Origin of the sequence: Streptomyces sp. NBC_01433 (assembly GCF_026340105.1) — a bacterium.
GTDB lineage: Bacteria > Actinomycetota > Actinomycetes > Streptomycetales > Streptomycetaceae > Streptomyces.
Genome location: NZ_JAPEPM010000001.1, coordinates 4,945,432 through 4,969,507, shown reverse-complemented (window position 1 = coordinate 4,969,507; position 24,076 = coordinate 4,945,432). Strand labels below are relative to the sequence as shown.

Annotated in this window: 15 protein-coding genes, 1 tRNA gene and 1 pseudogene; 10 read left to right on the top strand and 7 right to left on the bottom strand. The window is 67.9% G+C overall.

The annotated features are described in order from the left end of the window. Nucleotides 1-31 precede the first annotated feature (31 nt). The gene (gene polA, locus OG413_RS22330) at nt 32-2,743 is read right to left on the bottom strand and encodes a DNA polymerase I (RefSeq protein ID WP_266808130.1); all 2,712 of its coding nucleotides are present in this window, start codon (nt 2,741-2,743) and stop codon (nt 32-34) included. A gap of 170 nt (nt 2,744-2,913) precedes the next feature. On the opposite strand from polA, the gene OG413_RS22325 reads away from it, so the two are divergent. The 7 genes from OG413_RS22325 (at nt 2,914) to OG413_RS22295 (ending at nt 12,061) form a co-directional block, all read left to right on the top strand. Continuing rightward, on the top strand, nt 2,914-5,187 hold the full coding sequence (locus OG413_RS22325) for an FdhF/YdeP family oxidoreductase (RefSeq protein WP_266808128.1): 2,274 nt from the start codon (nt 2,914-2,916) through the stop codon (nt 5,185-5,187). 96 nt (nt 5,188-5,283) lie between these two features. After that, nucleotides 5,284-5,754 (top strand): PaaI family thioesterase, encoded by a 471-nt coding sequence (locus OG413_RS22320; protein ID WP_266808126.1) that lies wholly within the window; start codon nt 5,284-5,286, stop codon nt 5,752-5,754. A 631-nt stretch (nt 5,755-6,385) separates the two neighbouring features. Beyond that, nucleotides 6,386-7,594 carry a branched-chain amino acid ABC transporter substrate-binding protein gene (locus OG413_RS22315; RefSeq protein WP_266810301.1) on the top strand — a complete coding sequence of 403 codons (1,209 nt, stop codon included), beginning with the start codon at nt 6,386-6,388 and terminating at the stop codon, nt 7,592-7,594. A gap of 108 nt (nt 7,595-7,702) precedes the next feature. Beyond that, a complete protein-coding gene (locus tag OG413_RS22310) occupies nt 7,703-8,632 on the top strand; it encodes a branched-chain amino acid ABC transporter permease (protein ID WP_266808124.1) in 930 nt (309 codons plus the stop codon). A gap of 5 nt (nt 8,633-8,637) precedes the next feature. Next, nucleotides 8,638-10,428, top strand: coding sequence for a branched-chain amino acid ABC transporter permease (locus OG413_RS22305; RefSeq protein WP_266808122.1), 1,791 nt, complete (start codon nt 8,638-8,640; stop codon nt 10,426-10,428). A gap of 5 nt (nt 10,429-10,433) precedes the next feature. Then, nucleotides 10,434-11,348 (top strand): ABC transporter ATP-binding protein, encoded by a 915-nt coding sequence (locus OG413_RS22300; protein ID WP_266810299.1) that lies wholly within the window; start codon nt 10,434-10,436, stop codon nt 11,346-11,348. Continuing rightward, complete coding sequence (locus OG413_RS22295; protein ID WP_266808121.1) at nt 11,345-12,061, top strand: ABC transporter ATP-binding protein; 717 nt, start codon at nt 11,345-11,347, stop codon at nt 12,059-12,061. The genes OG413_RS22300 and OG413_RS22295 overlap by 4 nt, the downstream gene beginning before the upstream one ends. Nucleotides 12,062-12,149: 88 nt before the next feature. Here the strand turns inward: OG413_RS22295 and OG413_RS22290 are convergent, their stop codons facing one another. Beyond that, nucleotides 12,150-12,806 (bottom strand): ANTAR domain-containing response regulator, encoded by a 657-nt coding sequence (locus OG413_RS22290; protein WP_073720338.1) that lies wholly within the window; start codon nt 12,804-12,806, stop codon nt 12,150-12,152. A 98-nt stretch (nt 12,807-12,904) separates the two neighbouring features. Here OG413_RS22290 and OG413_RS22285 point away from each other — a divergent pair. Both OG413_RS22285 and OG413_RS22280 read left to right on the top strand, forming a co-directional pair. Beyond that, nucleotides 12,905-12,979: transfer RNA gene (locus OG413_RS22285), tRNA-Leu, on the top strand. A 108-nt stretch (nt 12,980-13,087) separates the two neighbouring features. Then, a pseudogene (locus tag OG413_RS22280) lies at nt 13,088-13,847 on the top strand (helix-turn-helix domain-containing protein). Nucleotides 13,848-13,853: 6 nt separating this feature from the next. On the opposite strand, the gene pyk reads toward OG413_RS22280, so the two are convergent. Beyond that, complete coding sequence (pyk, locus tag OG413_RS22275; RefSeq protein ID WP_266808118.1) at nt 13,854-15,287, bottom strand: pyruvate kinase; 1,434 nt, start codon at nt 15,285-15,287, stop codon at nt 13,854-13,856. A 120-nt stretch (nt 15,288-15,407) separates the two neighbouring features. Next, the gene (locus OG413_RS22270) at nt 15,408-16,121 is read right to left on the bottom strand and encodes an SIMPL domain-containing protein (RefSeq protein WP_266808117.1); all 714 of its coding nucleotides are present in this window, start codon (nt 16,119-16,121) and stop codon (nt 15,408-15,410) included. A 126-nt stretch (nt 16,122-16,247) separates the two neighbouring features. On the opposite strand from OG413_RS22270, the gene OG413_RS22265 reads away from it, so the two are divergent. Next, nucleotides 16,248-18,074, top strand: coding sequence for a bifunctional UDP-sugar hydrolase/5'-nucleotidase (locus OG413_RS22265; protein WP_266808115.1), 1,827 nt, complete (start codon nt 16,248-16,250; stop codon nt 18,072-18,074). 127 nt (nt 18,075-18,201) lie between these two features. Here the strand turns inward: OG413_RS22265 and OG413_RS22260 are convergent, their stop codons facing one another. From OG413_RS22260 to pepN, 3 genes are all read right to left on the bottom strand, one after another. Then, on the bottom strand, nt 18,202-19,632 hold the full coding sequence (locus tag OG413_RS22260) for a lysine N(6)-hydroxylase/L-ornithine N(5)-oxygenase family protein (protein WP_266808113.1): 1,431 nt from the start codon (nt 19,630-19,632) through the stop codon (nt 18,202-18,204). Then, complete coding sequence (locus OG413_RS22255) at nt 19,629-21,050, bottom strand: aminotransferase class V-fold PLP-dependent enzyme (protein ID WP_266808111.1); 1,422 nt, start codon at nt 21,048-21,050, stop codon at nt 19,629-19,631. Before OG413_RS22255 ends, OG413_RS22260 begins: the two co-directional genes overlap by 4 nt. A 397-nt stretch (nt 21,051-21,447) precedes the next feature. Then, the gene (gene pepN, locus OG413_RS22250) at nt 21,448-23,949 is read right to left on the bottom strand and encodes an aminopeptidase N (RefSeq protein ID WP_266808109.1); all 2,502 of its coding nucleotides are present in this window, start codon (nt 23,947-23,949) and stop codon (nt 21,448-21,450) included. Nucleotides 23,950-24,076: the final 127 nt, after the last annotated feature.

The window sequence follows — 24,076 nt, the reverse complement described above, 5'->3', positions numbered from 1 at the left end:
GCCCGCCCTCAACCGATCTGCACGCGACCGATCAGTGCGCGGCGGACTCCCAGTCCGTGCCCACGCCGACCGAGACATCCAGCGGCGCACGCAGCTCCACCGCGGTCGACATCTCATGGCGAAGGATCTCCTCGACCCGCTCGCGCTCACCCTTCGCGATCTCCAGGACGATTTCGTCATGGACCTGAAGCAGCATCCGTGACGTCAGCCGCGCCTCGGTCAGCGCCCGGTCCACCTTCAGCATCGCGACCTTCACGATGTCGGCGGCCGTCCCCTGGATCGGGGCGTTCAACGCCATCCGCTCGGCCGTCTCACGGCGCTGGCGGTTGTCGCTGTTGAGATCGGGGAGGTAACGGCGGCGCCCGAAGACCGTCTCCGTGTAACCCGTGGCCCTGGCCTCCTCCACCACACGGTGCAGATAGTCGCGCACCCCGCCGAACCGCTCGAAGTAGGTGTCCATCAGCCCACGGGCCTCACCGGCCTCGATGTTCAGCTGCTGGGAGAGGCCGAACGCGGAGAGCCCGTACGCCAGCCCGTACGACATCGCCTTGATCTTGCGCCGCATCTCCGGGTCGACCGCCGACTTGTCGACGCCGAACACCTGCGAGGCGACCGTCGTGTGCAGGTCCTCCCCCGACGTGAACGCCTCGATCAGCCCGGCGTCCTCCGAGAGGTGGGCCATCACCCGCAGCTCGATCTGGCTGTAGTCCGCCGTCATCAGCGACTCGAAGCCCGCACCGACGACGAAGCCCCGGCGGATCGCCCGCCCCTCGTCCGTACGGACGGGGATGTTCTGCAGGTTCGGATCGGTCGACGAGAGCCGGCCGGTCGCCGCCACCGTCTGATTGAACGTGGTGTGGATACGGCCGTCCGCCGCGATCGTCTTGACCAGACCCTCGACGGTGACCCGCAGCTTCGCCTGCTCACGGTGGCGCAGCATGATGACCGGCAGCTCGTGCTCCGTCTGCCCGGCGAGCCAGGCCAGCGCGTCCGCGTCCGTCGTGTAACCCGTCTTCGTCTTCTTCGTCTTCGGCAGGCCCAGCTCGCCGAAGAGAACCTCCTGGAGCTGCTTGGGCGAACCGAGGTTGAACTCACGGCCCACCGCCGCGTGCGCCTCCTTCACCGCCTGCTGCACCGCACCGGCGAACTGCTGCTCCATTCCCTCCAGATGGGCCCGGTCCGCGGCGATACCGTGCCGCTCCAGACGGGCCAGCAGGATCGAGGTGGGCAGCTCCATGTCATGCAGCAGCCCGGCCGCCCCGACCTCCTTCAGCCGCGTCGTGAACGCGTCACCGAGATCCAGGACCGCACGCGCCTGCGCCATCAGCGCGTCGGCCTCCGCCCGGTCGTCGGCGCCGAACGCCAGCTGCCCGTCGGCCGCGGCGGCCGGGGCCAGCTCGCGGCCGAGATACTCCACGGCCAGCGCGTCCAGGGCGAAGGACCGGCGGCCGGGCTTCACCAGATAGGCGGCCAGCGCCGTGTCCATCGTGACGCCCTCTACCTGCCAGCCGTGCTCGGGAAAGACCCGCATGACGCTCTTCGCGTTGTGCATGACCTTCGGCCGCGCCGCATCCGCGATCCACGCCGCGAACGCCTGCTCGTCGGCCTCGTCGAGCTGCGCCGGGTCCAGCCAGGCGGCGGCCCCGTCGGCGGCCGCGAGCGCGACCTCCGTCACCGCGCCGCTGCCCAGCGCCCACGTATCGGCGGTGGCGACGCCGAGCGGCTGCCCGCCATGGGCGGCCAGCCACGGGGCGACCTCGCCCGCACCCAGCACCACACCGTCCAGCTCGATACCGGCCGCCGGAGCCGGACCCTCGTCCTCGACCGCACCCGGGTCGACGGCCAGCAGCCTCTCACGCAGGCTCGGGTTACGGATCTCCAGGACATCCAGCACCCCGGTGACCGCCGTGCGGTCGTACGGCGCACGCTCCAGATCCGCCGGGGCCTTCGGCAGCTCCACATCGCGGACCATCTCGGTCAGCCTGCGGTTCAGCCGCACCGCGTCCAGGTGATCCCGGAAATTCTGCCCGGCCTTGCCCTTCACCTCGTCCGCACGCTCCACCAGCTCCGCGAACGAACCGAACTGGTTGATCCACTTCGCGGCCGTCTTCTCCCCGACCCCCGGGATGCCCGGCAGATTGTCCGACGGGTCGCCGCGCAGCGCCGCGAAGTCCGGATACTGCTGAGGCGTCAGCCCGTACTTCTCCTCGACCTTCTCCGGGGTGAACCGCGTCAGCTCGGAGACGCCCTTCGTCGGATACAGCACGGTCACGTTGTCCGTGATCAGCTGGAACGAGTCACGGTCACCGGTGACGATCAGCACTTCGAAGCCCGCCGCCTCCGCCTGCGTGGCGAGCGTCGCGATGACATCGTCCGCCTCGAAACCGTCGACCGCGAACCGGTCCGCGTGCATCGCGTCGAGCAGCTCACCGATCAGCTCGACCTGCCCCTTGAACTCATCGGGGGTCTTGGAACGGTTCGCCTTGTACTCGGGAAACTCCTGCGAACGCCACGTCTTGCGGGACACGTCGAAAGCCACCGCGAAGTGCGTGGGCGCCTCATCACGCAGCGTGTTCGCCAGCATCGACGCGAAGCCGTACACGGCATTCGTCGGCTGCCCCGCCCCCGTCGTGAAATTCTCCGCAGGCAGCGCAAAGAACGCCCGGTACGCCAGGGAGTGCCCGTCCATCAGGAGCAGGCGCGGTCGGTTGTCTGCCGTCTTCTTCGATGCCGTCTCAGCCACGCCCCCGATCCTGCCACGGCCCACTGACATTCCGGACCGGCCACGGACCCGCGCCACCGTCCCCGCGCATCGCCCCCGTCCCCGCACATCGCCCCCGCGTCCGGGCAAGCGGCCTGTCGGTGGCACGTGACAGGATCGAGAGCAGGAAAACGCGCTCGAAGGGGAGCACCATGGCCACCAAGCCCCCGACCGGTGACCCGGTCCAGGACGCACCGCAGGTAGCGGAGGCCCAGCACGCCGCCGCCGGGCTGCCCGCCATCGCCCACACCCTGCGCGTCGCCCAGCAGCAGATGGGAGTGCGGCGCACCGCGCGGACACTCCTCAAGGTCAACCAGAAGGACGGCTTCGACTGCCCCGGCTGCGCCTGGCCCGAGGGCGACAAGCGGCACACCGCCGAATTCTGCGAGAACGGGGCGAAGGCCGTCGCCGAAGAGGCGACCCTGCGCCGCGTCACCCCCGACTTCTTCGCCGCGCACCCGGTCGCCGACCTGGCCACCCGCAGCGGGTACTGGCTCGGCCAGCAGGGCCGCATCACCCAGCCCATGTATCTGCCCAAGGGCGCCGACCGGTACGAGGCCGTCACCTGGGAACGCGCCTTCGCGATCATCGCCGAGGAGCTCCGGGCACTCGCCTCCCCCGACGAGGCCCTCTTCTACACCTCCGGCCGCACCAGCAACGAGGCCGCGTTCCTCCTCCAGCTCTTCGCCCGCGAATTCGGCACCAACAACCTGCCGGACTGCTCCAACATGTGCCACGAATCCTCCGGATCCGCACTCACGGAGACCATCGGCGTCGGCAAGGGCAGCGTCTCCCTGGAAGACCTCCACCAGGCCGACCTGATCATCGTCGCCGGGCAGAACCCCGGCACCAACCACCCCCGGATGCTCTCCGCCCTGGAGAAGGCCAAATCCGCCGGAGCGAAGATCATTTCGGTGAACCCGCTGCCGGAAGCCGGGATGGAGCGGTTCAAGAACCCCCAGACCCCCACCGGCATGATCAAGGGCGTCGCCCTCAACGACCTCTTCCTCCAGATCCGCATCGGCGGCGACCAGGCCCTCTTCCGCCTCCTCAACAAGATGATCCTGGAGACCGAAGGTGCCGTCGACACCGCCTTCGTCACCGAACACACCCACGGATACGAAGAGTTCGCCGAGACCGCCCGCGCCGCCGACTGGGACGACACCCTCACCGCCACCGGCCTCGACCGCGGCGCCATCGAGCAGGCCCTCGCCATGGTCCTCGCCTCGAAACGCACCATCGTCTGCTGGGCCATGGGCCTCACCCAGCACAAACACTCCGTACCCACCATCCGCGAAGTCGTCAACTTCCTCCTGCTCCGCGGGAACATCGGCCGCCCCGGCGCCGGAGTCTGCCCCGTCCGCGGCCACTCCAACGTCCAGGGCGACCGCACCATGGGCATCTTCGAACGGCCCGCACCCGCCTTCCTCGACGCCCTCGACAAGGAATTCGGGATCACCTCCCCGCGCCACCACGGCTACGACGTCGTCAGGTCCATCCAGGCCCTGCGCGACGGAGAAGCGAAGGTCTTCTTCGCGATGGGCGGCAACTTCGTCGCCGCGACACCCGACACCACGGTCACCGAAGCCGCCATGCGCCGCGCCCGCCTCACCGTCCAGGTGTCGACCAAGCTCAACCGCTCGCACGCCGTCACCGGCACCCGCGCCCTGATCCTGCCCACCCTCGGCCGCACCGACAAGGACATCCAGGCAGCCGGCAAACAGTTCGTCACGGTCGAGGACTCCATGGGCAAGGTCCACTCCTCCCGCGGCAACCTCGCCCCCGCGAGCCCCCACCTGCTCTCCGAACCGGCCATCGTCGCCCGCCTCGCCCGCGCCGTCCTCGGCCCCGCCTCCCGCACCGACTGGGAAGCGTTCGAAAAGGACTACGCCACCATCCGCGACCGCATCTCCCGCGTCGTCCCCGGCTTCGAAGACTTCAACACCCGCGTCGCCCACCCCGGCGGCTTCACCCTCCCGCACGCCCCCCGCGACGAACGCCGCTTCCCCACCGCCACCGGCAAGGCCAATTTCACCGCGGCCCCCGTCGAATACCCTCAACTCCCCGAAGGCAGACTGCTGTTGCAGACCCTGCGCTCCCACGACCAGTACAACACCACGATCTACGGCCTCGACGACCGCTACCGGGGCATCAAGGGCGGCCGCCGCATCGTCATGGTCAACCCCGACGACGCCCACACCCTCGGCCTCCCCGACGGCGCCTACACCGACCTCGTCAGCGAATGGAAGGACGGCGCCGAACGCCGCGCGGCAGGCTTCCGCGTCGTGCACTACCCCACCGCCCGCGGCTGCGCCGCCGCCTACTACCCCGAGACCAATGTGCTCGTCCCCCTCGACGCCACCGCCGACACCAGCAACACCCCGGCCAGCAAATCCGTCGTCGTGCGCTTCGAGAACACCCGCTGACGAGCACACACCCCGCCCCCTAAGCGTTCGCTCAGCCGTCTGATAAGAACAGTGCACACAGCAACGAACCAGCGCAGACGATCGGAGCCGGACCCCATGGGCGAGCAGACCACCACGAAGTTCCCCCAGGAAGTCATCGACGAGTACGCGGCACTCGGCGTCGACCTCCCCGCACTGTTCTCCGCCGGACACCTCGGCGAGCGCATGGGCGTGACGATCACCGAAGCCTCCGCCGACCGCGTCGTCGGCACGATGCCCGTCGAAGGCAACACCCAGCCCTACGGACTCCTCCACGGCGGCGCCTCCGCCGTCCTCGCCGAAACCCTCGGCTCCGTCGGCACCATGCTCCACGGCGGCGCCACCAAAATCGCCGTAGGCGTCGACCTCAACTGCACCCACCACCGCGGCGTCCGCAGCGGCCTCGTGACCGGCGTCGCCACCCCCGTACACCGCGGCCGCTCCACCGCCACGTACGAGATCGTCATCACCGACGAAAAGGACAAGCGGGTCTGCACCGCCCGCCTCACCTGCCTCCTGCGCGACAACCCCCAGCCCGCCGCCGGCTGACCCCACCCACCACCGAACACCCCCAGCACGCACCACTGCCCGGCCGGAACGCACCCGCGCATTTCCGGCCGGGCAGACCCATATCCCCACCCAGTCAAAGGCGTTGACGAACACACTCGGTCAACACCCTTGACCACAAGGGCCGTTCCGTGAGCCACTCAACAGCCCCGCTTGCCGACGCGCCCTCGACACCCCACCGCCGATGTCACGCTGCGTAACATTCAGGCAATGCGAAAACAGGCCGCCCCACCGGCCCGGAAGACACGGGGCCATCTCGCCACGCCCCCCCTCCACCGCCACCCCCCACACCATGCGACAGCACCATGATCGGCTCAAGCCCCTTAGCAGAGCTGCACGTTCTCAAGATGCGGTCACTTCGCCGTTCAGTGAAAAAACGGCACATGTCAGCACAGCCACCTCAAGCCTTCCTCAAGGGCATAACAAGAGAGTCACATCCTGACTCGACCCATCCCGGACCCCCACACCTGCGCCTAGAGTCACCGCCAGTCACCGCGCCGCCGGGCGCGTTCGCTGCACGACTCTGTCCCGCAGCACGCCCCGGCGATCGAGGACGGCACCTCAAGCAGAGGAGGCCGCGCCAGGGAAAGGACCTTTCGTGCGACACCGTTCTTTGCTCATACTCACTGCAGTGCTCACCACAGGAGCACTGACGCTCACCGCCTGCGGGTCGCGCGACGACGACAAGAAGAGCAGCGGCGACGGCGACACCCAGACCGTCGTCATCGGCGTCGACGCCCCCCTGACGGGCGACCTCTCCGCCCTCGGCCTCGGCATCAAGAACTCCGCCGACCTCGCCGTCAACACGGCGAACAAGGACAAGACGGTCCCCGGCATCAAGTTCGAGCTCCAGCCGCTCGACGACCAGGCCCAGCCCTCCGTCGGCCAGCAGAACGCCCAGAAGTTCATCGGCAACGAAGACCTCCTCGGCGTCGTCGGCCCGCTGAACTCCGGCGTCTCCCAGTCGATGCAGAAGCCCCTCAACGACGCCAAGCTCACCCAGGTCTCCCCGGCCAACACCGGCACCGAGCTGACCCAGGGCAACAACTGGAAGACCGGCGACAAGAAGCGCCCGTACGCCTCGTACTTCCGCACCGCCACCACCGACCAGATCCAGGGCGCCTTCGCGGCCAAGTACCTCTTCAACAACGCGAAGATCAAGGACGTCTACCTCATCGACGACCAGAAGCCCTACGGCGCCGGCCTCGCCGCCTCCTTCAAGACGACGTTCACCGAACTCGGCGGCAAGATCGTCGGCACCGACCACGTCAACCCCGACGACCGCGACTTCAACTCCATCGTCACCAAGGTCAAGAGCACCAAGGCCAAGGCCGTCTACTACGGCGGCGAGTACCCCGCCGGCGCACCCCTGAGCCAGCAGCTCAAGGACAGCGTCAAGATCCCGCTCATGGGCGGCGACGGCATGTACAGCGCCGACTTCATCAAGCTCAACAAGAAGGCCGAAGGCGACATCGCCACCTCCGTCGGCAAGCCCGTCGAAGAACTCGACTCCGCCAAGAAGTTCATCGCGGACTACAAGACGGCCGGCTACAAGGACGCCTACGAGGCCTACGGCGGCGGCACCTACGACGCCACCTGGTCCATCATCGAAGCCGTCAAGATCGTCGTCGCCGACAACGATGGCAAGCTCCCCGAGAACGCCCGCGAAAAGGTCCTCGCCGCCATGGCCAAGGTCAAGTTCGAAGGCGTCACCGGCCCCGTCTCCTTCGACGAATTCGGCGACACCACCAACACCATGATGACCGCCTACCAGGTCACCAGCGGCAAGTGGGCCTCCAAGCTCAGCGAGTCGGTCAACTAACACCGACCCAGGCCCCTCCCGGTCACCCGGAAGCAACCAGACCGCGCGGGAGCGCTACGAGCGCTCCCGCGCGGTGCCATATCCGAACCACTCCACGGAGGCCCTGCGGTGAACGAACTGCCGCAACAGCTGGCCAATGGACTCATCCTCGGCGCGATGTACGGTCTCATCGCGATCGGATACACGATGGTCTACGGAATCATCCAGCTCATCAACTTCGCACACGGCGAGATCTTCATGATCGGAGGCTTCGGAGCCCTCACGGTCTACCTCGGGCTTCCGTCCGGATTCTCCCTCATAGCTGCGATACCCCTCATGATCGTCGGCGGCATCATCGCCGCGGTCGCCATCAGCATGGCCGCCGAACGATTCGCCTACCGGCCACTGCGCACCGCGCCACGCCTCGCCCCCCTCATCACCGCCATCGGACTCTCCCTCGCCCTCCAGCAGGCGGTCTGGATGTGGTACCCCGACGCCACCAAGGACCGGTCCTTCCCCCAGTTCCAGGGCGAAGCCTTCGAAGTCCTCGGCGCCAACATCCAGCGCGGCGACCTCTTCGTCCTCGTCGCAGCCCCCATCTGCATGCTCGCCCTCGGCCTCTTCGTCTCCAAGACCCGAGCCGGCCGCGGCATGCAAGCCACCTCGCAGGACCCCGACACCGCCAAGCTCATGGGCATCAACACCGACCGCATCATCGTCATGGCCTTCGCCATCGGTGCCGCGTTCGCCGCCGTCGCCGCCGTCGCCTACGGGCTCAAGAACGGCCAGATCGGCTTCCGCATGGGCTTCATCATGGGCCTCAAAGCCTTCACCGCAGCCGTACTCGGCGGCATCGGCAACATCTACGGCGCCATGCTCGGCGGCGTCGTACTCGGCGTAGCCGAAGCACTCGCCACCGGCTACATGAGCGAGGTCCCCGGCATGGAACTCTTCGGCGGCGGCGCCTGGAAGGACGTATGGGCCTTCGCCCTCCTCATCATCGTCCTCCTCGTCCGACCCCAGGGCCTACTCGGCGAACGCGTCGCGGATCGGGCGTGATACGGATGACCACCAAAACCACGCCCCACACCGGCGCCCTCCTCCCCCTGCCCACCAAGGCGGCCCGCGCCCTCACCACCCTCGGCGCAGCCGTCGCCCTCATCGGCACCTTCCTCGCCTGGACCTGGACCGACGAATTCCCCGGCGACCTCACCGTCACCGGCTACCCCGGTGGCCTCCAGGTCCTCACCCTCATCGGCGCGGCACTCACCCTGCTCCTCGCCCTCTCCGGGTACGGCATCAAGGGCCTCGGCTGGCTCACCCCCGGCGGCACCAACAGCCCCGTCCGACTCGCCGCACTCGGCGTCCTCGGCACCACCGGCTACGCCATCGGCGCCATCTCCTCCAAACTCGGCGGCGTCGTCAACCTCGAACCCGGAGCCTGGGTCAGCGGCATCGGCGCGCTCATCGCCGTCATCGCCGCCCTCGGCCTCCCCGCCGACCAGGACATCACCGACACCGCCACGCCCAACCTCTGGGAACGCTTCCGCAACAGCCTGCGCGCCCCCGCGCCCGCACGCGCCAAGGAACTCCCCTCCTGGGCCGAAATCCTGATCATCGCCGGATCCTTCGGCGTCGCCCTCTACGTCTTCACGTACGGCATCGACACCGAATACGCCGAACTCTTCATCGGCTTCCTGATCAGCGTCGGCTTCGGCTTCACCGCACTCAACCGGGCCGGCCTCATCGCCCGCATCACCGCACTCACCACCAAGCACCGCAACGTCACCCTCGCCGCCGCACTCGTCGCCGCCTTCTGCTTCCCCTTCACCCAGCAGAACGAGGAATACGCCCTCATCGGCGCCAACATCCTCATCTTCGCGACCGTCGCACTCGGCCTCAACGTCGTCGTCGGCCTCGCCGGACTCCTCGACCTCGGATACGTCGCCTTCCTCGGCGTCGGCGCCTACGCCGCCGCCCTCGTATCCGGCTCGCCGCTCTCCCCCATCGGCGTCCAGTTCCCCTTCTGGGCCGCCGTCCTCACCGGCGCCGCCGCATCGCTCGTCTTCGGCGTCGTCATCGGCGCACCCACCCTGCGGCTGCGCGGCGACTACCTCGCCATCGTCACCCTCGGCTTCGGTGAAATCTTCCGCCTCACCGTCAACGCCCTCAACGGCGTCAGCGGCCCGGACCTCACCAACGGCTCCCAGGGCATCCCGAGCATCCCCGACCTCAACCTCTTCGGGTTCGACTTCGGCATCAGCCACGACGTCGGCGGCTTCACCCTCGGCAGGTCCGCCAACTACTACCTGCTGATGCTCGTCTTCACCGCCGTCGTCGTCATGGTCTTCCGCCGCTCCGGCGAATCCCGCATCGGCCGCGCCTGGGTCGCCATCCGCGAGGACGAGACCGCGGCCACCGCCATGGGCATCAACGCCTTCCGGCTCAAACTGCTCGCCTTCGCCCTCGGCGCCACCCTCGCCGGACTCGCCGGAACCGTCCAGGCACACGTCTCCTACACGGTGACGCCCGAGCAGTACCAGTTCGCCGGCTCGGCACCGCCCAACTCCGCCTTCCTCCTCGCCGCCGTCATCCTCGGCGGCATGGGAACCCTCAGCGGACCCCTCGTCGGCGCCGCACTGCTCTACCTCATCCCGGCCAAGCTGCAGTTCATGCAGGACTACCAGCTGCTCCTCTTCGGCATCGCGCTCATCCTCCTGATGCGCTTCCGCCCCGAGGGCCTCGTCGCCGACCGCAGGAAGCAGCTCGAATTCCACGAGACCGGCCAACTCGACGTACCACCCGACACACCACTCACCGACACAGCCGCCGGCACCACGAAGGCGGGGGCGTGACCACCATGACCACAGCAGCCACCACCGAAACCGCCACCACCGTGCTCGACGCCAGCGGCGTCACCATGCGCTTCGGCGGCCTCACCGCCGTACGCGACGTCGACCTCACCGTCAACTCCGGCGAGATCGTCGGCCTCATCGGCCCCAACGGTGCCGGTAAGACCACCTTCTTCAACTGCCTCACCGGCCTCTACGTCCCCACCGAGGGCAAGGTCAGCTACAAAGGCACCGTCCTGCCGCCCAAGCCCCACCTCGTCACCCAGGCAGGCATCGCCCGCACCTTCCAGAACATCCGGCTCTTCGCCAACATGACCGTCCTGGAAAACGTCCTCGTCGGACGCCACACCAGGACCAAAGAGGGCCTCTGGTCCGCCCTCCTGCGCCTGCCCGGCTACAAGAAGGCCGAGAACGCCAGCCGCGAACGCGCCATGGAACTCCTGGAGTTCATCGGACTCCAGGACAAGGCCGACCACCTCGCGCGCAACCTCCCCTACGGAGACCAGCGCAAGCTGGAAATCGCCCGCGCCCTCGCCAGCGACCCCGGCCTCCTCCTCCTGGACGAGCCCACCGCCGGCATGAACCCCCAGGAAACCCGCGTCACCGAAGAACTCATCTTCGCCATCCGGGACCAGGGCATCGCCATCCTCGTCATCGAGCACGACATGCGGTTCATCTTCAACCTCTGCGACCGCGTCGCCGTCCTCGTCCAGGGCGAGAAGCTCGTCGAAGGCACCTCCGACGTCGTCCAGCGCGACGAACGCGTCGTCGCCGCCTACCTCGGCACCCCCTTCGAAGGCGCCCCCGGCGCCGAAGAAGTCGCCGAAGTCGAAGCAGCCGAAGCCGAAGCAGCCGGGACGGGCCCCGCCACAACCGACACCACACCCGACACCCCTCGCACCGAGGAGGAGGACACCCGATGACCGCACTGCTAGAGGTCGAGGACCTCCGCGTCGCCTACGGCAAGATCGAAGCCGTCAAGGGCATCTCCTTCAGCGTCGATGCCGGCCAGGTAGTCACCCTCATCGGCACCAACGGCGCGGGCAAGACCACCACCCTGCGCACCCTCTCCGGACTGCTCAAGCCACTCGGCGGCCGCATCCTCTTCGAGGGCAAACCCCTCACCAACATCCCCGCCCACAAGATCGTCTCCCTCGGCATAGCCCACTCCCCCGAGGGACGCCACATCTTCCCCCGGCTGACGATCACCGAGAACCTCCTTCTCGGCGCCTACCTCCGCAACGACAAAGCAGGCATCGAGAAGGACATCCACCGCGCCTACAGCCTCTTCCCCATCCTCGGGGAACGCCGAAAGCAGGCCGCGGGCACCCTCTCGGGCGGCGAACAGCAAATGCTCGCCATGGGACGCGCCCTCATGTCCCAGCCCAAACTGCTCATGCTCGACGAACCCTCCATGGGCCTCTCCCCGATCATGATGCAGAAGATCATGGAGACCATCGTCGAGCTGAAGGCGGCGGGCACCACGATCCTCCTCGTCGAACAGAACGCCCAGGCCGCCCTCTCCCTCGCGGACCAGGGCCACGTCATGGAGGTCGGCAAGATCGTCCTCTCCGGCGCCGGCCCGGACCTCCTGCACGACGAGTCGGTCCGCAAGGCCTACCTCGGCGAGGACTGACCCGCCCACACCCGTACACGCGAAGGAGGCCCGCACCCCGATCGATCCGGGGCGCGGGCCTCCTTCATCCGTATCCGTACGGCGAAAGCTACTCGGCCGACTTCTTCTTCTCCTCGGCGTCCTCGATCAACGCCTCGGCCAGCTGCTGCATCGACAGCCGCCGGTCCATCGACGTCTTCTGGATCCACCGGAACGCGGCCGGCTCGGAGAGCCCGTAATCCGTCTGCAGAATGCTCTTCGCCCGGTCCACCAGCTTCCGGGTCTCCAGCCGCTGCGCCAGGTCCGCGACCTCGCCCTCCAACGCCTTCAGCTCCGCGAACCGCGACACCGCCATCTCGATGGCCGGGACCACGTCGCTCTTGCTGAACGGCTTCACGAGGTACGCCATCGCCCCGGCGTCCCGGGCCCGCTCCACGAGGTCGCGCTGCGAGAACGCGGTGAGCATCAGGACCGGCGCGATGGATTCCTCGGCGATCTTCTCGGCCGCGGAGATCCCGTCGAGCACCGGCATCTTCACATCGAGGATGACCAGGTCGGGCTTGTGCTCCCGGGCCAGCTCGACGGCCTGCTGCCCGTCCCCGGCCTCACCGACGACGGAGTAGCCCTCCTCCTCCAGCATCTCCTTGAGGTCCAGACGGATCAGAGCCTCGTCCTCGGCGATGACGACACGGGTCGTCAGCGGCGGGACGTGCGACTTGTCGTCGTCGGCGGCGTCTACGGGCTGGGGCGACTCGGGGGTGGTCACGGGGCTCCTTGGTTCAAGGCAGGTATAGCTGCCAAGAGCCTACCTAGCTGCGGTATGGTGGTCTGGCAGCGGATCGGAGCAAACCTTCGATTCAATGGGCCCCGGTAGCCCAATCGGCAGCAGGCGATGCTCTCAAACAGCATACAGTGTGGGTTCGAGTCCCACCCGGGGCACTTTTCCTTAGATTCCAAGGTCACCGGGAAATCGCGACGATTCACGTGATCGTGCGATTACCCAGGGTTTCCTCCTTCGCGCATGCTCGTTCGACCACGCTCGGAAGCATGTACGCACTCGCTACGCGCAGGCGCGCCTTGGACCTCGTCGCCCAGGGCCTGAGTCTCAACTCCGTGAGCAAGCAAACCGGCATATCCCGGGCGGCCATACGTTCATGGCTTTCACGGATCGAGCCGCTGCCGCGAATCCAGGGGCACGCGGAATGCCCTCGTTGTGCCCACGCCCCGGCGCCGCCCGCCGATCCCGCCAACTATGCGTATCTGCTCGGTCTCTATCTCGGCGACGGCTGCATCAGTCGGCATCGTGGGAAAGATGGCTATTACCTGCGCCGACGCGTGGCCGGGCCTGATCGACGAGTGCCGCAAGGCCCTCACGACGCTCCATCCGACCGGCGCGGTATACCTCGCACAACAACAGGGGTGCGTCGCAGTGACCAGCTACAGCAGGCACTGGCCCTGCTGGTTTCCTCAACACGGGCCCGGTAAGAAGCACACCCGCCCCATCGTCCTGCAACCCTGGCAACAAGAGGTCCTCGATTCCCACCCCTGGGAATTCGTCCGAGGCCTGATCCACTCGGACGGATGCCGCGTCACCAATTGGGCCATCCGCCGGGTCGGTGAGGAACAGCGTCGGTACGAGTACCCGCGCTACTTCTTCACCAACCTGTCCAGCGACATCACGAGCCTCTTCACCGACTCCCTCGATCGCGTCGGCGTGCAGTGGAAGCATGCCAACGCGCGGAACATCTCCGTAGCCCGACGGGCATCCGTCGCCCTCATGGATGCTCACGTCGGGCCGAAATACTGAGCCGCCCTACTTAGGGCTGTCGTCCTCACCGATGTGGTGCACGCGGACCAGGTTCGTGGAGCCCGCGACTCCGGGCGGGGAGCCTGCCGTGATCACCACGACGTCGCCCTTCTGGCAGCGGCCGATCCGCAGCAGTTCCTCGTCGACCTGGGCCACCATCGCGTCCGTGGACTCCACGTGCGGGCCGAGGAAGGTCTCGACGCCCCAGGTGAGGTTCAGCTGGGCGCGGGTGGCCTCGTCAGGGGTGAAGGCCAGGAGCGGGATGGGCGAGCGGTAGCGGGAGAGGCGCTTGACCGTGTCGCCGCTCTGGGTGAAGGCCACCAGGAACTTCGCGCCGAGGAAGTCGCCCATCTCGGCTGCCGCGCGGGCGACGGCGCCGCCCTGGGTGCGGGGCTTGTTGCGGTCGGTGAGGGGCGGGAGGCCCTTGCCGAGGATGTCCTCCTCGGCCGCTTCGACGATGCGGGACATGGTGCGGACGGTCTCGATGGGGTACTTGCCGACGCTGGTCTCGCCGGAGAGCATCACCGCGTCCGTACCGTCGATGATCGCGTTGGCGACATCGGATGCCTCGGCGCGGGTGGGGCGGGAGTTGTCGATCATCGAGTCGAGCATCTGCGTGGCGACGATGACCGGCTTGGCGTTGCGTTTGGCGAGTTTGATGGCGCGCTTCTGGACGATCGGGACCTGCTCCAGGGGCATTTCGACGCCGAGGTCGCCGCGGGCGACCATGATGCCGTCGAAGGCGGCGACGATGTCGTCGATGTTCTCGACGGCCTGGGGCTTCTCGACCTTGGCGATGACCGGGAGCCGGCGGCCCTCTTCTTCCATGATGCGGTGGACGTCGTCGATGTCGCGTCCGCTGCGGACGAAGGAGAGGGCGATGATGTCGGCGCCGATGTTCAGGGCCCAGCGGAGGTCTTCGATGTCTTTTTCGGAGAGTGCGGGGACGGAGACGGCGACGCCGGGGAGGTTGAGTCCCTTGTTGTCGGAGACCATGCCGCCCTCGATGACGGTGGTGTGGACGCGGGGGCCTTCGACCTGGGTGACTTCGAGGGTGACGCGGCCGTCGTCCACGAGGATGCGTTCGCCGGTGGTGACGTCGGCGGCGAGGCCGTCGTAGGTGGTGCCGCAGGTGTGGCGGTCGCCTTCGAGGGGTTCGACGGTGATGGTGAAGGTGTCGCCGCGTTCAAGGAGTACGGGTCCTTCGCGGAAGCGTCCGAGGCGAATCTTCGGGCCTTGAAGGTCGGCGAGGATGCCTACGCTTCGACCGGTCTCTTCGGATGCTTTGCGTACACGGTGGTATCGCTCTTCGTGTTCGGCGTAGGTGCCGTGACTGAGGTTGAAGCGGGCGATGTCCATTCCCGCTTCGACCAGGGCCTTGATCTGGTCATATGTGTCGGTGGCGGGTCCCAGGGTACAAACGATTTTTGCTCGGCGCATGGTTTGAGCCTAGACCTTACCTACGGGTAGGTATGTGGCTCCGTATGACACCTCAACAACCTTTGGGTGAAGGGTTATTGACAAGTGTTGAATTGTGCGCCGGGGCGCTCCGATGAGCGTTCAGTGCAGTGGGGGTGGGTTGAGGGTGAAGGAGGCTTCGACCTGGGCGTCGACGTTCTGGCGTACGGGTTCGAGGTCGATGGGGGCGGCGTCGTCGGCCATTTCGGGGGATCCGGCGGCGCTGAAGGGCATGGCCCGGTGGGCGAAGTCGGGGTGGGTGGTGCGTCGGGGGTTTCCGGTGTCGGTGTCGGCCAGTTCGAGGAGGGCGCCGAGTTGGGTGTTGAGGGCTTCGGCGTATTCGCGGGCGCGCTGGACGGCTTCGTGCACGGCTTGGCGGCGGGCGGCGGCGTGTACGGGTGAGTCGGGGCGCAGACCCCACCAGGGTCCGTCGACGCGGGTGAGGTCCTGGTCGGCAAGCCGGGCGGTGAGTTCGCCGAGGGCGGTGAAGTCGGTGAGGGTGGCGGTGAGTTGGATGCGTCCGTGGTAGGCGCGGATGCGTTCGCCGCGGCCGTGGCGGGTGAGTTCGGGGCTGATGGTGAGGGTGCCGGTTTCGAGTGAGTCGACGGCGCCCCCGTAGCTCTTGATGAGGTCGATGGTGTGGGTGTTGCGGCGGGTGAGGTCGTCGAGGGCGGTGCGTCGGTCGGTGCCGCGGGCGGTGAGGGTGATGGTGATGTGGGCGGTTTCGGGGTCGACTTCGAGGTGGGCTTCGCCGCGGACGGTGAGGTGGGGGGTTTGTGGGGTGCCGTAGGGATGGTGGGTGGTGGTGTCGGTCATGCGTTCACTCTGGCACGGGGGGTGTGTGCTCCGGTGGTCATCAGATCGAAACCTGCGTGGGGTGTTGCGGGGTGTGGTTGCTGGGCCAGAATCTACGCGCGTTGCCCAACTGAACGAGGAGTAAGAATGCCGTTGAACCGTAGGACGTTTCTGGGCCGTTCGGCTGCTGCCGGTGCGGGTGTGGCGATGGCCGGCGGGGCTGTCGTGGGGTCTGCCGGGGCTGCGGGGGCGGAGGGGCGACATGGGCACGGTCATGGCCATGGCCGTCCGGCGAAGCGGTATTCGTTCACGGTGATGGGCACGACGGATCTGCACGGCAATGTTTTCAACTGGGACTACTTCACGGACAAGGAGTTCGACGACGCGGCGCACAATGATGTGGGTCTGGCGAAGATCTCGACGCTCGTGGATCAGGTGCGGAAGGAGAAGGGTCGCCGGAATACGCTGCTGATCGATGCGGGTGACACGATCCAGGGCACCCAGTTGTCGTACTACTACGCGAAGATCGATCCGATCACGGCGAAGCGCGGTCCGGTTCACCCGATGGCGCAGGCGATGAACGAGATCGGGTACGACGCGGCCGCGCTGGGGAATCACGAGTTCAATTACGGTATTCCGGTGCTGCGGAAGTTCGAGGAGCAGTGTGATTTCCCGCTGCTGGGTGCGAATGCGCTGGATGCGAAGACGTTGCGGCCGGCGTTCGCCCCGTATGTGATCAAGCGGCTGCGTACTCCGCACGGTCGTGATGTGCGGGTGGCGGTGCTGGGGCTGACGAATCCTGGGATCGCGATCTGGGACAAGGCGAATGTGGGCGGGAAGATGGTGTTCCCGGGTCTTGAGGAGCAGGCGGCGAAGTGGGTGCCGAGGCTGCGGTCGATGGGTGCGGATGTGGTGATCGTGTCGGCGCATTCGGGTTCGTCGGGTACGTCGTCGTACGGAGATCAGTTGCCGTATGTGGAGAATGCGGCGGGTCTGGTGGCGGAGCAGGTGCCGGGGATCGATGCGATTTTGGTGGGGCATGCGCATCTGGAGATTCCTGAGCATTTTGTGACGAACAAGGAGACGGGTAAGCAGGTTGTTCTCTCGGAGCCGGCGAAGTGGGGTCAGCGGCTGACGTTGTTCGACTTCGATCTGGTGTGGCAGAAGGGGCGCTGGACGGTCGAGAGGGCCGGGGCGCAGGTGCTGAATTCCAATTCGGTGGCGGAGGACCGGAAGGTGACGTCGCTGTTGCGGGACGAGCACCGGAAGGTGGTGGCCTATGTGAATCAGGTCATCGGTACGTCGGTGGTGGCGATGTCGACGGCGGCGGCGCCGTGGAAGGACGAGCCGATCATCGATCTGATCAATCAGGTTCAGGCCGAGACGGTGAAGGCGGCTCTGGCGGGTGGTGAGTACGCGGCGTTGCCGGTGCTGTCGCAGGCGTCGTGCTTCTCGCGGACGGCGGCGATCCCGGCGGGTGAGGTGACGATTCGGGATGCGGCGGGTCTGTATCCGTTCGAGAACACGCTGGAGGCGCGGTTGTTGACGGGTGCGCAGCTCAAGGATTATCTGGAGTATTCGGCGAAGTATTACGTGCGGACGGCGGCCGGTGCTCCGGTGGATACGTCGAAGCTGACGAATGCGGACAACACTCCGGATTACAATTATGACGCGGTGTCGGGCGTGACGTACGACGTCGATATCGCGAAGCCGGTGGGTTCGCGGATCGTGGGGCTTTCCTTTGAGGGGAAGGCCATCGATCCGGCGGCGCAGTTTGTGTTCGCGGTGAACAACTACCGGGCGAGTGGTGGGGGTAACTTCCCGCATGTGCCAGGTGCGAAGCAGCTGTGGGCGAATTCGGATGAGATCCGGAACACGATCATCGGTTGGGTTCAGGCGAAGGGGTCGGTGGATCCGGCGGCGTTCGCTTCGGTGGGGTGGCGTTTGACGCGGGACGGTGTGCCGGTGTTCTAGTTTTTGGCTGGGTCGAGTTGGGTTGTGGTGTGGGGCGGCCGTCTCCGGTTGGTTTTCGGAGGCGGCCGCCCCATTTTTATGGGCTGGGTTCGCTGGGGGTATGGGGTTCGCTGGGGCTCCTGGGGGGTCAGTTGCTTTGGGTGAGGGGGATGAGGGCGGGGCCTTGTGCGGGGATTCTGGGGGTGGGTTGGGGGGTGAGGCCGAAGGTGGTGAAGGCGGTGCGCTTTGGGAGGGGGTAGGGCTCGGCACCGGTGAGGCTGTTGAGGATGGTGGCGCTGCGCCAGGCGGCGAGTCCGAGGTCGGGGGCTCCGACTCCGTGGGTGTGGCGTTCGGCGTTCTGTACGTAGACGTGTCCGGTGACGGTGCGGTCGAGGACGAGGCGGTACTGGTCGTCGACGCGGGGGCGGTGCGAGGAGTCGCGGCGGAGGTAGGGGTCGAGGCTGTTGAGGAGGCCGTCGAGGGGGCGTTCGCGGTAGCCGGTGGCGAGGATGACGGCGTCGGTGGTGAGGCGGGTGCGGGTGGCTTGCTGGGTGTGTTCGAGGTGGAGTTCGACGCGGGATGTGCCGACGCGGCCTGCGGTGCGTACGGAGACTCCGGGGGTGAGGGTGGCGTCGGGCCAGCCGCCGTGGAGGGTGCGTCGGTAGAGCTCGTCGTGGATGGCGGCGATGGTGTCGGCGTCGATGCCTTTGTGGAGTTGCCATTGGCGGGGGACGAGTTCGTCGCGGGCGGATTCGGGGAGCGCGTGGAAGTAGCGGCTGTAGTCGGGGGTGAAGTGTTCGAGGCCGAGTTTTGAGTACTCCATGGGGGCGAATGCCTGGGTGCGGGCGAGCCAGTGGATCTTTTCCGCTCCTGCGGGGCGGGCGCGGAGGAGGTCGAGGAAGATTTCGGCGCCGGACTGTCCTGAGCCGATGACGGTGATGTGTTCGGCTTTGAGTAGTTGTTCGCGGTGTTGGAGGTATTCGGCGGAGTGGATGACGGGGACCGACGCGGCTTCGGCGAGGGGTTTGAGGGGTTCGGGGACGAAGGGTTCGGTGCCGACGCCGAGGGCGATGTGGCGGGTGTAGGCGCGGCCGAGTGCCTCGGCTTCGCCGTCGGTGTCGAGTTGGGTGAAGTCGACTTCGAAGAGGGCGCGGTCGGGGTTCCAGCGGACGGCGTCGACCTGGTGGCTGAAGTGGAGTCCGGGGAGTTGTTCGCTGACCCAGCGGCAGTAGGCGTCGTATTCGGCGCGTTGGATGTGGAAGCGCTCGGCGAAGTAGAAGGGGAAGAGCCGGTCGCGGGTGCGTAGGTAGTTGAGGAAGGTCCAGGGGCTGGCCGGGTCGGCGAGGGTGACGAGGTCGGCGAGGAAGGGGACCTGGAGGCTGGCGCCGTCGAGGAGGAGGCCGGGGTGCCAGTGGAAGGCGCGGCGTTGTTCGTAGAAGGTCGCGGCGAGTTTCCGGGGGTTTCCGGGGGCGGTGGGGATGCCGTGGGCGAGGGCGGCGAGGGAGAGGTTGAAGGGGCCGATGCCGATGCCGACGAGGTCGTGTGGCTGGTCGGGTTCGAGGGCGGGCCGGTCGGTCATCGGGGGGTGTCGCCTTCTGTGCGGTGGGTCTTGGGCGTGGTGGTGAGGTCGGTGGTGGTGGTGTTGACGAGGTCGATGAGTGCGTGGAGGTCTTCGGGGGTGGTGTGGGGGTTGAGGAGGGTGGCTTTGAGCCAGAGGCGGCCGTCGGTGTGGGCGCGGCCGAGGACGGCGTGGCCGCGGTTGAGGAGGGTGCGGCGGATGGCGGCGACGGTGGGGTCGGGTGCGTTGGTGGGGCGGAAGAGGACGGTGCTGATGGTGGGGCGGTCGTAGAGGTCGAGGGTGGGGTGTTTGGTGATGAGGTCGGCGAGTTGGAGGGCTGCGGCGAGGGTGCGGTCGATGAGGTCGGCGAGTCCGTCGCGGCCGAGGGCTTGGAGGGTGACGGCGATTTTGAGGGCGTCGGGGCGTCGGGTGGTGCGGAGGGATCGGCCGAGGAGGTCGGGGAGGCCGGCGTCGGTGTCGTCGTCGGCGTTGAGGTAGGGGGCGTGGTGGTGGAGGGGGGTGAGGTCGTGGTGGTCGGGGACGGCGAGGATGCCGGCGGAGGCGGGTTGCCAGCCGAGTTTGTGGAGGTCGAGGGTGACGCTGTGGGCGCGGTCGAGGCCTTGGACGGTGTTTCGGTGGGTGGGGCTGAAGAGGAGTGGGCCGCCGTATGCGGCGTCGATGTGGAGTTCGGCGCCGTGGGTGGCGCAGAGGTCGGCGATGTGGTCGAGGGGGTCGATCTCTCCGGTGTCGGTGGTGCCCGCGGTGGCGACGACGAGGAGGGGGCGGTGGAGTTGGGTGAGGGCGGTGTCGAGGGCGGCGAGGTCCATGACGCCGGTGGGGGCGGGGATGACGACGGGTTCGGGGAGGCCGAGGAGCCAGGTGGCGCGGGTGATGCTGTGGTGGGCGTTGGCGGCGCAGATGGTCTGGACGGGGCCGTGGCGTTCGCGGGCGAGGAGGAGGGCGAGTTGGTTGGCTTCGGTGCCGCCGGTGGTGATGACGGCGTCGGGTGAGGTGGCGTGGGGGTAGATCTCGGTGGCGAGTGCGGTGGTGAGGTCGGCTTCGAGGGCGGAGGCGGCGGGTGCCTGGTCCCAGGAGTCCATGGAGGGGTTGAGGGCGCTGGCGGCGAGGTCGGCGGCTGCGGCGAGGGCGAGGGGCGGGGTGTGGAGGTGGGCGGCGCAGTGGGGGTGGGCGGGGTCCGCGGCGCCTTCGGCGAGGGCGGTGATCAGGGTGCTGAGGGCCTGGTGGGGGCCGGTGCCGTGGTCGGGGATGAGGGGGTGGGTGGCGGTGCGGGTGCGGGAGGTGACGGTGTCGGGTCCGCCTGCGGGGAGGGGGCCGTTTCGGCGGGTGGCTCCGTCGTGCAGGGCGGTGAGGACGGTGTCGATGAGGGGGCGCAGGGCGGTGGGGCCTGCGGTGCCTCCGGCGAGGGGTGGGGTGGGCATGGGTGGGGTGGTCCTTCGGGTGCGCGGGGGGTGTGGACATGCCAGCTTGTTCGGGTTTGGTGATGGCGCGGCCGAAGAGCCCAACGATCTGAACTCGAAAGGGGTACTGGTCTTCCGTGTGGCCCGCGTGTCGGGGGTTCAAGTGGTATGGGTGTGCGGTTGTGGGATGAACGTGCGTGCGGTGGGGCGTGTGCACGGTGGGCGGGTGTGCGAGGGGCACTTGTGCGGTGGGACGTACGTGTGGTCGACCGGCTCCGGGCATGGGTGTGCGGTGGTGCGTACGCGTGGTGGGCCGGCTCCGGGCATGGGTGTGCCCGGAGCCCCTCGGTGCTGAGGGACTCCGGGCACGGGTGGCACGGGTGGTGCGGGTAGGACGCGTAGGGGTTGGTGGCTTGGGTCAGTGGGCTTCGCGTACGGCGAGGGCGCGGCGCAGGTCGTCCAGCTGGTCGGTCAGTTTGCGGCGCAGGGCCGGGATGAGGGCTTCGTCGTCCAGGGCGTGGGTGCCGAGGTCGAGGTTGTGGGTGTCGATGGCGTACGCGGGGAATGCGTGGCGTCCGGCGGCTTCGGCCATGGCGGGTCCGCGGCGTACGGCGAGTGCGGTCGCGTCGGGGTAGTAACGGGGTACGTATTCCTGTACGAGGTCGCTCTGTTCGGGCTGCCAGAAGCCTTGGGCGGTGGCGGTGAAGAGGTAGTTGGACAGGGTGTCGTCGCTGAACATGGCGTGCCAGGCGGTGGCTTTGGCCTCGGGGGTGGGCAGGGCGGCGCGGCAGCGGGCGGCGCCTTCCCGGCCGGTGGCGCTGGGGTCCTGGGCGAGTTCGGCGGCGATGGCGGTTTCGTCGGTGGCTCCGAGGACGGCGAGTCGGGTGAGGATGCGCCAGCGGAGTTCGGGGTCGAGTTCGGGGCCGCCGTGGACGGTGCCGCCGGTGAGCCAGTCCTGGATGGTGTCGGGCTGGGTGGCCGCGTCGATGAGGTGGCGTACGGCGGTCAGGCGCAGTCCGGGGTTGGTTCCGTCCTCGGTGCGGCGGATGAGGTCGCGGCAGATGGCGGTGAGGGTGGCGAGGGCGGCCGGCCGGTCGGCGGGGGCGAGGTAGCGGGGGGCGATCTGGGTGGCGGCGAAGCCGAGGACGCCTTGGACGAGGGCGAGGTCGGTTTCGTGCGGGAGGTGGGTGCGGGCGGTGGTGAGGTAGGTGGTGGGGTTCAGTTCGCCGTCGCGGACCATGTCGCGGGCGGTGTTCCAGATGACGGCGCGGGTGAGGGCGTCGGGGATGCCGGAGAGGTGGGCCAGGACGGTGTCCCAGGAGGTGGTGTCGAGGCGGACCTTGGCATAGGTGAGGTCGCCGTCGTTGAGGACGACGAGGTCGGGGCGACGGCCGGGGAGGGTGGTGGCGGTGCCGGTGGGGATGTCGAGTTCGAAGCGGTCGCGCCGGGCGAGGTGGCCGGGGCCGCCCTGGGTGTTGAGGGCGTGGTCGTAGGTGCCGACGGTGATGCGGTGGGGGCGGCTGCCGTCGCGGTCGACGGTGAGGGACCAGGTGGCGTCGGTCTGGGTGACGTCGGCGGTGAGGGTGTCGATGCCGGAGGTGCGCAGCCAGTGTTCGGCCCAGGCGTGGACGTCGCGGTCGGTGGCGGAGGCGAGGTTGTCGATGAAGTCGGCGAGGGTGGCGTTGGCGAACTTGTGCCGGGCGAAGTGGGTGTTGATTCCGGCGAGGAAGTCCTTTTCGCCGAGCCAGGCGACGAGTTGGCGCAGTGCGGAGGCGCCCTTCGCGTAGCTGATGCCGTCGAAGTTGAGGAGGGCGGAGGCGGTGTCGGGGACGGCGTCGGGGTCGGGTGCGACGGGGTGGGTGGAGGGGCGCTGGTCGGCGTCGTATCCCCAGCCCTTGCGGGCGACGCCGAAGTCGGTCCAGGTGTCGGTGAACCGGGTGGCTTCGGTGAGGGTCTGGTAGCCCATGTATTCGGCGAAGGACTCGTTGAGCCAGATGTCGTCCCACCAGGAGAGGGTGACGAGGTCGCCGAACCACATGTGGGCCATTTCGTGGGCGATGACCATGGCGCGGGTCTGGCGTTCGGTGTCGGTGACGGCCGAGCGGTAGATGAATTCGTCGCGGAAGGTGACGAGGCCGGGGTTCTCCATGGCGCCCGCGTTGAATTCGGGGACGAATGCCTGGTCGTAGGAGTCGAAGGGGTAGGGCTCGTCGAACTTCTCGTGGTAGCGGTCGTAGCAGGCGCGGGTGATGTCGAAGATCTCGTCGGCGTCGGTGTCGAGGTGGGGCGCGAGGGAGCGGCGGCAGTGGATGCCGAAGGGCAGTCCGGCGTGTTCGGTGGTGACGGAGTACCAGGGGCCTGCGGCGACGGCGACGAGGTAGGTGGAGATGAGAGGGGTGGCGGCGATGGCCCAGCGGCCCGGTTCGGTCTGTTCGGCGATGCCGTTGCCGAGGACGGTCCAGGCGGTGGGGGCGGTGACGTTGATCTGGAAGACGGATTTGAGGTCGGGCTGGTCGAACGCGGCGAAGACGCGTTGGACGTCCTCCATGAAGAGCTGGGTGTAGACGTAGGTTTCGCCGTCGGTCGGGTCGGTGAAGCGGTGCATGCCTTCGCCGGTGTGGGAGTAGCGCATGGCGGCGTCGACGTGGAGTTCGTGGGGGCCGGCGGTGAGTCCGGTGAGGGGGTAGCGGTTCTCGGTGAGGAGGGCGGGGTCCAGGGGTTGTCCGTCGAGGCTGAGCGAGCGCAGGGTGGCGGGCTTGACCTCGACGAAGGTGTCTCCGGCCGCGTGGGCGGTGAAGTGGATGACGGTGCGGGAGTCGAAGGTCTTTTCGCCCGCGGTGAGATCGAGGTCGACCGTGTAGCGGTGTACGTCGAGGATCTGGGCTCGGGTCTGCGCTTCGTCGCGCGTCAGTACGGACATGGATCCATGCTGCCGTACGGGGTCGGGGCTGTGCAGGCGGGTTCTCCCGGGGGCGGCGGGGCATGGGGGTGGGCCGCGGCTGTTACGGCGTGTGCGGGGGTGCGGAGGTCGTACGGGGTGGTGCGGA